General features: G+C 67.0%; 12 protein-coding genes. All 12 read right to left on the bottom strand.

The features are described from left to right. Positions 1-80: 80 nt before the first annotated feature. The 12 genes from AB5S17_RS21545 to AB5S17_RS21490 are packed head-to-tail and all read right to left on the bottom strand — an operon-like array spanning position 81 to position 8,894. Positions 81-881 carry a hypothetical protein gene (locus AB5S17_RS21545; protein WP_369243247.1) on the bottom strand — a complete coding sequence of 267 codons (801 nt, stop codon included), beginning with the start codon at positions 879-881 and terminating at the stop codon, positions 81-83. Next, positions 850-1,104, bottom strand: a complete 255-nt coding sequence (locus tag AB5S17_RS21540; protein ID WP_369243246.1) for a hypothetical protein — start codon at positions 1,102-1,104, stop codon at positions 850-852. Before AB5S17_RS21540 ends, AB5S17_RS21545 begins: the two co-directional genes overlap by 32 nt. Before the next feature lies 1 nt (position 1,105). Further along, on the bottom strand, positions 1,106-1,339 hold the full coding sequence (locus AB5S17_RS21535) for a hypothetical protein (protein WP_369243245.1): 234 nt from the start codon (positions 1,337-1,339) through the stop codon (positions 1,106-1,108). Between the two features lies 1 nt (position 1,340). Then, positions 1,341-2,339, bottom strand: a complete 999-nt coding sequence (locus tag AB5S17_RS21530; RefSeq protein WP_369243244.1) for a hypothetical protein — start codon at positions 2,337-2,339, stop codon at positions 1,341-1,343. Further along, complete coding sequence (locus AB5S17_RS21525) at positions 2,339-2,956, bottom strand: hypothetical protein (protein ID WP_369243243.1); 618 nt, start codon at positions 2,954-2,956, stop codon at positions 2,339-2,341. Before AB5S17_RS21525 ends, AB5S17_RS21530 begins: the two co-directional genes overlap by 1 nt. Positions 2,957-2,961: 5 nt before the next feature. Beyond that, positions 2,962-3,192, bottom strand: a complete 231-nt coding sequence (locus tag AB5S17_RS21520; protein WP_369243242.1) for a hypothetical protein — start codon at positions 3,190-3,192, stop codon at positions 2,962-2,964. Between the two features lie 10 nt (positions 3,193-3,202). Then, complete coding sequence (locus tag AB5S17_RS21515) at positions 3,203-4,456, bottom strand: phage major capsid protein (protein ID WP_369243241.1); 1,254 nt, start codon at positions 4,454-4,456, stop codon at positions 3,203-3,205. Between the two features lie 11 nt (positions 4,457-4,467). After that, positions 4,468-5,163, bottom strand: coding sequence for an HK97 family phage prohead protease (locus tag AB5S17_RS21510; RefSeq protein WP_369243240.1), 696 nt, complete (start codon positions 5,161-5,163; stop codon positions 4,468-4,470). Between the two features lie 2 nt (positions 5,164-5,165). Further along, positions 5,166-6,416: a phage portal protein gene (locus tag AB5S17_RS21505; RefSeq protein WP_369243239.1), complete on the bottom strand. Its 1,251-nt coding sequence runs from the start codon at positions 6,414-6,416 to the stop codon at positions 5,166-5,168. Then, positions 6,416-8,077: a terminase large subunit gene (locus tag AB5S17_RS21500; RefSeq protein ID WP_369243238.1), complete on the bottom strand. Its 1,662-nt coding sequence runs from the start codon at positions 8,075-8,077 to the stop codon at positions 6,416-6,418. Before AB5S17_RS21500 ends, AB5S17_RS21505 begins: the two co-directional genes overlap by 1 nt. After that, positions 8,077-8,562: an HNH endonuclease signature motif containing protein gene (locus tag AB5S17_RS21495; RefSeq protein WP_369243237.1), complete on the bottom strand. Its 486-nt coding sequence runs from the start codon at positions 8,560-8,562 to the stop codon at positions 8,077-8,079. Before AB5S17_RS21495 ends, AB5S17_RS21500 begins: the two co-directional genes overlap by 1 nt. Then, positions 8,562-8,894 (bottom strand): hypothetical protein, encoded by a 333-nt coding sequence (locus tag AB5S17_RS21490; protein WP_369243236.1) that lies wholly within the window; start codon positions 8,892-8,894, stop codon positions 8,562-8,564. The genes AB5S17_RS21495 and AB5S17_RS21490 overlap by 1 nt, the downstream gene beginning before the upstream one ends. Positions 8,895-9,083 lie beyond the last annotated feature (189 nt).

Raw genomic sequence — 9,083 nt, 5'->3', positions numbered from 1 at the left:
CCTGGCTCGTCCACTACAACACCGAACGCCCGCACCTCGGCTACCGCAACATGGGCCGCAGGCCGGTCGAAACCGTCATGTCATTCGTTAGTCAAGAAGCTTAAGAGGACAGCGCGATTCTTCAGCTTCTTGGCCTGCCGTTCGGTCGTCCGCTGCGCCTGGCGTGACCCGGCCGGTGGCGCCGGCTGGACGAACGGCTCCGGCACGATCACCTTGCCGATCTCGTCCGGCCAGCTGTGGATAACCCGCTGATCGATGCAGTCGCGCGTAATGGTCGTCAGGGTGAGCTCGCCACCGATGACGTGCGCCTTGTTCCCATCGTCGCCCCAGCGCGTTTCGATGATCATCCGGCGCTGCGCCTCGAGGTAAGGCAGCCCATGGCGGATCGGATCGAACGTGTCTGGCATCCAATCCTCACCCGGCTCGGCGCCAAGCGCGTGCAACTGATCAAGCTCTGCCGGTCCAGGAAGCGGAGATGCGATCCCGTCCCGAACCACCTCAAAGCTTTCGTCCTGGCCAAGAATCATCGAAACGCCCATCGGCCGCCCCTCGGCTTGTGACCAACCGGCAAAAGCCAGTTGCTGCATGAAATCGAGGTGGAGGCGATCATTGAAGCGCTGAAGCGTCGCGCTGTAGCGCCAAAACACTCCCTCGCCGGCATCCGCAATGAGGTCGTCGATGCAGCCGTAATCGTCGTCCACGGCAAGCGCGAATGACAGCGGAAGGCGGTGGTCGCCGCGCGCTGCTACGGCGATTTTCGCCTTTGGCGCAATCTCGCATTTCCGCGCAAACCCGGTCACTTCGCCTGACGCCAGATAGAGGAGGCTATCCGTTAGGAGAAAGGCGCGTTCACGCCCGATGATCAGATTGAGCGCGCTCATCGCCGTTCCTCTTTTCGAAGTTGATTCGCCCGATCTTGCCGGCGGGACACCCGACCACGGCGCTTATGGGGTCGCCGGTCGCGAGCCCCGCAAGGGCACCTTGCAGACCGCCCACGACCGGGGATCCGGACTGAAAGCCGGAAGCGAATGACGCGAAACGCGCCGAACGATTGTCGTTTGCCGGTGGCTTCTCCGGCTCGATCTTGAATGCTGGCAAGGCCATCTCAGGGTCTCCGTTCGGTGTGCCCGACGGCGATCGGGCGCCGCCAGGCGGTTTCAGCGACCGAAGATCGGGAGCCGCTGAATTGGCTGGTCGGTCTCATGGCGGTGCTGCGCTGCAGCCAGGCTTTCATCTCGGCCAAAGGCTGCAGGTTCGAGAGCGCGGCGCCCATTTCGGCGACCGAAAAGGCCACAGATCTGCGGATTTCGATCTCGCGAGCGGCTTTCTCTGTGGCCATGTCAGCGGCCCTCCTTCTTGTCGAAGTCCCATTCCTGCGGCTCGCTCACGGGCTCGCAGCGGAAGGCGCTGCGCTTCTTCAGCTTCCGGCCTTCCTGGACGCAGTAGGGCGAGCAATAGATGTTCGGGTCAGAGGGAAATCTGACGTGGAAGTTTGCCCCGCACGGCGGGTTCGCACAGGTCCGCGACGTGGAGCGGTTGCCGCGCCTGACAGCGCCGGCACAGGCTCGCGAGCAGTATTTTTGCGGCTGAGGCTCGGCCTTCCCTCGAGCCTGGACCATGGTAGGCTTGAACTGCTTGCCGCAGTCGGGGTTGGCGCAGGCGGTCTCCGGCAGCTTCGTTGCGGCCCGATTGGCGCAGCTGTAGCTGCAGAAGCGCGAGTCGTAGCGCGCTCCTATGAACGGTCGGCCGCACGGCTCATATTCGCAATTTAGCGTACGCTCACGAACTGACTGCGCGGATCTCCGGGCGCACTCCGCAAGCCATTCGGCGGCTGACCTCCGCTCGCCTGAGAGAGATGCAAAGGCGTGGTAAGCGGCATCTGAACAGAGGTCACTGCAGTACTTCGTCCGCCAGTGCAGGCGCCGCTCTTCCGGAATGATCTTCCCGCACTTCTCACGGGCGCACCAATGCCGCTCAATGCTGAAGTTCGCCGCATACTCCGGCTGCCCTTCGATGAGAGTCGGACGCACGGCTCCAATTTGGTTCAGCGCCTTCGCCACGACTTCGGCGGCGGCATGGTCGGCATCAGCCCACGACCACTCTTCCAGAATGAGGGAGCGGCGGATGCCGTGCCGGCACGAACCCTCGAACTCGAACCGGGTCGGCTCGCCGGTGCGCAGGATGGCAACCGTCGTCTCGACGAGCCGGAGGAAGACCTTATGGCCGAGCTTGCGGCGCTCCTTCTTGACCTTCATGGCCTTGCGCTGGCGCTCAAGCGCTTCCGCCTGGCGCTGCGCCGTGCGCAGGTAAGTGAGGGTTTCGGGGGTGAGCTGCAGCATCAGAACAGCCTCCGGTAAGGCTGCAAGAGCTGCTCCGCTTCCGGATCGGCGAGCACGGCGCCGGCGCCCGGCACCCACCAGGACGTCGATCCGATGCCCTCGGTGGTCTCGCTCTTGATAAGCGGGTCGCGCTGGCCGATCGACCGATAGGCACCGACGAGGCGGATGGCGGCGCGCTCGACCGGCGGCGGCAGAGTGGTGGCCGGCGCGCCGTCGGCATCGGACGGCAGCACGAAGCCGGCAGTGTAGGAGACGGTGACGGTCGGGCCCACCCAGCACCGCGGGTAGTCGCCATCGACGCGGTGCAGCAGGCCGGTTTCAGACTCCAGGCGGTAGCTGTCACTGGCGACGGTATCGGTGCCGTCGAGCACCTCGGAAATGCTGATCACCGGCGACCGGCTGAGGAGCACCGACGAGCCCCGCAGGAAGGCGGCGAAGGTGTCGCGCAGGATCTCGACGCCGAACGGCCGCCGGCAGTAGTCGGCGATCGTGCGCGACGCCTGGTCAATGAGGGTGCTCACCGCCGCATCTTCGTTCGGGGCGAAGTCCAGCATCGCCCGCGCCCTTTCGAGCGTGGTCAGGTTGGCGGCCGTGGCGGCCGTGACGACGGTGAGCATGGGGATCAATCCTTTTCGGGGTTGGATCGACGCGTGGACGCTGCCCGCTTCGTCGGCGGGTCGGGCAGCATCTTGTTTTCGGGCTTGGGCGCTGCGGCCGTGCGACGGGCGAGATTCAGCCGCTCCAGCTCGTCAGCGCGCGCGGCGCTGACGGTGAAGCGGTCGCCGACCTCGCACGGGTCGCCGTGCGCATGCCGGTTGAACGGCCGCAGGGCCTCGATCTCGACCTTAGCCATGATCGGGCCCTCAGCTCGCGTTGCCGTCGACGAGGTTGCCGTAGACGAAGGCCTCGGGACGGGTGACGGCGAGCGCGAGCCGCTCCTCGGCGCGGATCGTGACGGCGTTCGTGATGAAGTTGTCGCGGTCCTCGGTCGAGACCTGGACGTTGGCATCCTCGCGGTCGAACACCTGCGCCGCCATGTTGAAGGCGCCGACGAGGAACTTGCCGTCGGCGATGGCGTCGCTGTCGACGACCGGCAGGCCCCAGAGCCGCTTTTCGATCACGCCGCGCGGGTCGCCGATGATGTAGCGGCCTTCGCTGTCCTTCATGGTCTCGATGATCGACCAGTCCGTGGGCGACATCACCACGGCGGTGGCGCGATACAGGGCCTTGCGGACCTGCAGCATCGCCCGGCGGACGCGATCAATCATCGTGTCACCGGCGAGCGAGAGGTTCGCGAAGTCGAACGCCGTCGCCTGCGGGACGATACCCAGGAGGTTCTGGCCGGTGCCGTCGCCGGCGAGAAGCTGCGCCTCCTCGACGAGCGCGAGGCCGTAGCGGGCGCGGCCGTCGATGTAGCTCTGCAGGAGCGGGATGTCGTCGAGCACCTGCTTCGAAGCGTGGAACCAGTGCGCGATCGTGCGTACCGGCGTCGTGGTGAGGGTGAAGCTCAGGTCCGACTGCGGCTTCGTGGCGAGCTCGGCGACCGGCGCCGCGCTGTTCTGGAAGCCCGATTCCTTCACGTACTCGATCGCGTTCGACGCCGTCCGGCCCGGCATGAGCAGATCGCGGATGGTGAAGGTCCGCATCCCGGGAGTGACGATGTACGGCAGGCGCTCGGGCCGGATGGCATCGCCGACGCCGCCGGTGCCGGTCGTGGCCGAGGTGATCGACGTGACCGCCTTGACGTTCATCCGGGCGGTGCCGGCGCCGCGGGCCTTCATCGCCTTGAAGTCGTCGCTCTCGGTGAAGAGCACGCCGTTCGACTTCATCGCCGGGCCGTCGCCGGAGCCGCCGCGCCGGGCGAGCTTCTGCTCGACATCGGTCAGGCGCGCCTGCAGCGCGGTGCCCTGCTCGACGAGGCCGGTCAGCGCCGACTTCGTCTCGGCCGCCATCTGGCCGGTGGCCTTGATCTCCTCCTGCGCCTTTTCGGCGAAGGCCTTGATCTGCGCATCGCGGGCGGCGAGCGCGGTCATCACGTCCTTGAGCTCGGCGCGATCGTCGACCTGCTGGCCGGCATCCTTTCGCCCGAACTCGCGCATTCCAACATGCATATTCATCGTTCTGGTCCTCAGAAGCTGGGAAGGGAGAAGCCGGAGAGCGCCTTCGCGAGGTCGCCAAGTCCGGCGTTGGTCGCCTGGTGAGGCCGGCCCGCTCCCGCGTTCCACGCCTTGAACCCGCTGTCGGCGATGGCAGCGGCGTCAGAGCGCGAGAAACCCCGATCCTTCAGGAGCTTCTCGAACTCGCGTTCTGTGATGATCTCGCCCGCGGCGAGCTTGGCCCGGATCGTGTCGACCCGCGCCTCGTCGTTGGCGGGATTGGTGACGATCGACGCCTCGACCAGATCCACCTGCTTCAGCGTGCGGATGCGGGTCGTCTCGTCGAAGGACGAGTCCTTGACGTAGTAGCCGACGGATAGGCCGGTGATCGCGCCGGCGCTCATGCCGCGCTTGGCGAGCCGCGCATAAGGCGCCTCGTCGAGCCACAGCGTGCCCTCGCCATAGAGGCCGTGCTGATCTTCCTGGAGCACGTCCCATTGGCCGATCGGCTCGTCAGTGCGGTGCTGCCACAGGATCGGCAGCGTCCGGCCCTTGGCGGCGGTCTCGGCCAGGCTTCCGGCGAAGGCGCCGGTCGCGACCTTCTCGCGGTAGCTGTCGACGACGTCCCAGACGCTCGCATAGCCCGAGAAGTGGCCGGCGCTGTCCGGCTTCGCCTTCAGGTTCAGATCGAAGGCGCGGTGCTTCGTGGCGGCTTCCTTGCGCTCCATGTTCATGCCTCCGGAATGGGATCGCCCGGCGCCGGCTGGACGCGGGCGGGCTTGCGGCCGGCCTGGTCGAGCGGCACGAGGGTGGAATTGACGAGGTGAACGTCGCCGCCATCGAAGCGGGGGAAGTTCTCCCGGTCGGCGATCTGGTTCGGCGTGATCGCGCCGACCTGCATCAGCTTCGAATACATCTCGGCGCGGCCGGCGCTGTCGGCGCGGAGAAGCCCCTCGACGTTGAACTCGACATACAGGCGCGGGCGCTCGGCCGGCGCGATGAGCGCCCGCTTGATCGCCTGCTCGATCCGGGTCAGGTACGGCCGCAGCCCGAGGGTCAGCCATCCGAGCATCAGCGTTTCGATGCCGGTGCCCCAGGCGGTGACGCCGTTGGCGCTGTGCCCAACGAGCACGGGCGGGACGCCGAACCAGCGGCAGATTTCCTCGATATGGAAGGCCCGGGTCGCCAGCATCTCGGCGTCCTTCGGAGGCATGTTCACGTCTTGCCAGCGGAAGCCGGCCGCGCCCTCGAGGAGCAGCGTCTTCCCGGCGTTTTCGGATCCGCTGAAGGGCTCGATCAGCGCCTTCTTCGCCTGCGCCCGCTGCTCGGGCGTGAGGAGGTCCTTTCCTTCGTATGTGATGACGCCGCCGGGCCGCAGGCCGTTGGCGAAGGTGCGCGCCGCGGCCTCGTCGGTCGCCATCGCGGCACCGAGCGTCTGCCGGGCGTGCGCAACCGGTGACAGGCCGAGGTCGCCGCCGAAGCCGAAGCCGCGGACGTGCATGATTTGGTCCTCGGCGAGCTCCCGCACGCCGCGGGGATCGTTCAGCCGGTAGCGCAGCGCTCCGAACTGATCGCGGTAGACCTCCATAAGATCCGGCCGGAGCAGGTACAGCGAGACGATGCGGTCGCCGTCGCGGAAGATCTCGACGAAGGCATTGCCCCACACGAGGAGATGCGCCGTCATCCCCTCCAGGAACTCGCACGGCGTCTGATCGGCGTTCGGCGCCTCCCTGAGGAGCGCGGATAGCGGGTGCGCCGTCGCCACGTCTCGGCCGCCGTCGGTGCGCTTCTGGTAGACGCCCAGCGGCAGCGTTGCGATCTGCTGCGCGATGAGGCGCACGCAGGCCCAGAAGGTCGCGATCTGCATGGCGCTGTCCGGCGTCACCGCCTTGCCGGCCCAGGACTCCGTCCCGAAGAACGTCGTCCAAATTCGGTTCTGCTTCAGCCCGAACCGTCGCACGAGGGTGGATAGTCCGAGCATCAGGCAAACACCGCGTTGGAGAGGAAGTCGTTGACGTCGATCTTCGGCGCGGCCTCGAATCCGTGAGCGGTGCCGAGCGCCATCAGCATCGCCACGGCGCCGTCGACGCGGACCGGGCCCATGCGGTTGGATTTCCCCTTTTCGACCTTGAGATTGCCGGCAGGATCCGGAACCGTGATCGCGCCGGCGACGCAGGCGGTCAGGAGCGGGTGCGAGCCGTGCCGAAGCCGGCCGGAGAGCGCGAGCTCGCTGAAATAGTCGATCGCCGGGCCCATCGACTGGAAGCCCTGGCCGAACTCCTGAAGCGGCACGTCGAAGCCGGGGTCGACGTCGAACAGGTCCGCCTTGAACTGCTCGATTCGCCAGCGATCGAAGCCGACCACGGCGATGTCGAACTCCTCGGCAAGGCGCGTCAGCTCGGCCGCCACGAAGCTGTATTTGATGACCGGGCCCGGCACCTCGATCAGGTGACCGCCGCGAATCCAGTCGCGGAACCTGTCCTGTTCGGTGGCGGTGCGGGTGGCGAGCGCGTCCCGCGGCGTCCAGAAGAACGGCAGGAGGTCATAACTCGGGTCGCGGGCGTCGTCGGGGAACGCCAGCACCAGCGCCGTCAGATCGCCCTTCGCGGACAGATCGAGGCCGGCATAGGCGGTCCGACCGCGCAACGAAGCTCGATCCACCGGCTGCCCTCCCAATCGCCACACCGCCGCCGTGCAAAGCCGCTCGTCAGTCCTCGCCTCCGCTCGCTGGTTGCATCGGAGGTTCCGGAACCGGCTCTCGAATGCGGGGATACGGCGCGCCGGGTCCGCTTCGGAAAGGATTGTTGCGCCGTCCAGGAAGACGCCCCAGGCCGGATTGCAGGCCTTCAGCACTGCCGGGTCGAACACGTCGGCATCTTCCGGCGCGCATGTCAGGTCGACGTGAATGCTCGGATCGATTCCGGTGAGCCCGTCGTCGATCAAGCGGCTGAGGGCGTGGTCGTCGGTCGCGGCCTGCGTCGAGATGACGATGCCGAGGCTCTCGCGCCGCTTGCCCATCGCGGTCCGGAGGTTTTCGAGCAGCTCGGCGTTCGGCGTCTGCGCCAACTCGTCGAAGATCCACAGCCCGGGCGCCAGACCGTGAGCGCGGCGCGCGTCAGCGCTCAGCGCCTCATAAATCGAGCCCTCGCCGGGCCCGGAAAGCACCTCAATCCGCTTGTGGAACTTGACGATGTTGCAGCGGATGGCGAACTCCGGCACCCGCTCGATCACGGCCGCCATCTCGGCGAAGAGAAGGCCGGCCTGCTGCCGATCGATGCCGGCGGAATAGATCTCGTTTCGCTGCTCCGATTCCGGGCCGAGGAGATGCCCCAGGCACAGCGCGGCGACGAGGCCGGTCTTGCCATTGCCGCGGGGCTCGGATTTGACCGCGATCCGGACCTTCCGCCGGCCGTCCTTCTGCAGGGCGCCGTAGACGTCGCGGACGAAGCGCTCCTGTCCCGGCAGAAGGCGCATTCGCTTCCCGGCCTTGCTGCCTTTCGTCACCGGCAGCCAGCGGATGAAGGCGAGCATGCGCTCGGCTCTGTCGAGACCCTTTTTCTGCCACGGCAGACGCCTCTTGCGCGTCGGCAGCGCCTCTCGTGCGGCCTTCAGCCGTGCCGCTCCCGGCCCGCGCAAACCCATCAGCGGGCCCTCCCGCAGAGGCCGCGACCCGAAACTAATTCTGCGCGATGGGTCCAGGCCGGTCCGCGAGGTCCAGTCCCTGCGACTTTTGATGCCCCCCTGTCACACTGTGGCGCGCCGGCCACATCCTCGCTGCTGCGGCTGCTCGCCGGCTGCTGATCGTGCTCCTCGTCGCTGCCTCGGTTGAACGGGTGCTGCGGATCGGTGGGACGGCCGCTGGCATCGACGCGGGCGGCGTAGCCCCGGCGCTCGACCTGCTGCTTGTCCTGGTCGTGGCAGGGCTGGCAAAGCGGCTGCCAGTTGCTCCGGCTCCAGAAGAGTTTGTAGTCGCCCCGGTGGGGTTCGATGTGGTCGACGACGGTGGCGCGGTGCAGCTTGCCCTGCGCTTCGCAGCGGCGGCACCACGGATGCGCGGTGAGGAAGGCGGCGCGGGCGCGATCCCACTTGCTGTCATATCCTCGCTGTCGTGCGGTGGGGCGGGTCATCAGCCGGTCACCGTCAGTTCGAAGCGAACGGCCTGATCACCGATGCGCCGGATCTCGGCGTTATCGACGTACTGTGTGCGGCCGCCTGCGATGATGCTGTCGCCCTTCTGCGGCACGAGGCCGGAAGAGGCGAAGTCGCTGGGGCTGAGCGTGGCGTGGGAGGTGTTGAGATCGACGCCGCCGACGAGTTCAGTCGGATCGAAGCCCTTGAGGAACGCGCGGACAGGGATGTCCTGTCGCCCGGTATCGAAGTCGTCGCGCCTGAACACGACGGGCTGGCCGCGCGTGGCGAGCGCTCGATCGAGCTTGGCGATTTCGTGCTGTGCTGACATGGGGCTCCCGCGGTGACGGGGAGCTTGATTGCATTCGTGATGCTTTCGGGCGACGGCGGTGACGCTTTACGTAGTCAAGAAGCGCCACAGGGCGCGAGGAACACGGTTCGATCAGCGAGCGCAGTTTTGCGCCGGTTGGAGGCGCATCCAAAAGTGGATGGACGTCAGCGCGGTTCTGCGCCGACGTCC

It is taken from the genome of Jiella sp. M17.18 (genome assembly GCF_041027365.1).
Classification (GTDB): Bacteria; Pseudomonadota; Alphaproteobacteria; order Rhizobiales; family Rhizobiaceae; genus VKMB-3413.
The sequence above is the reverse complement of the archived record's forward strand: the minus strand, read 5'-3'. Positions and strand labels throughout refer to the sequence as shown.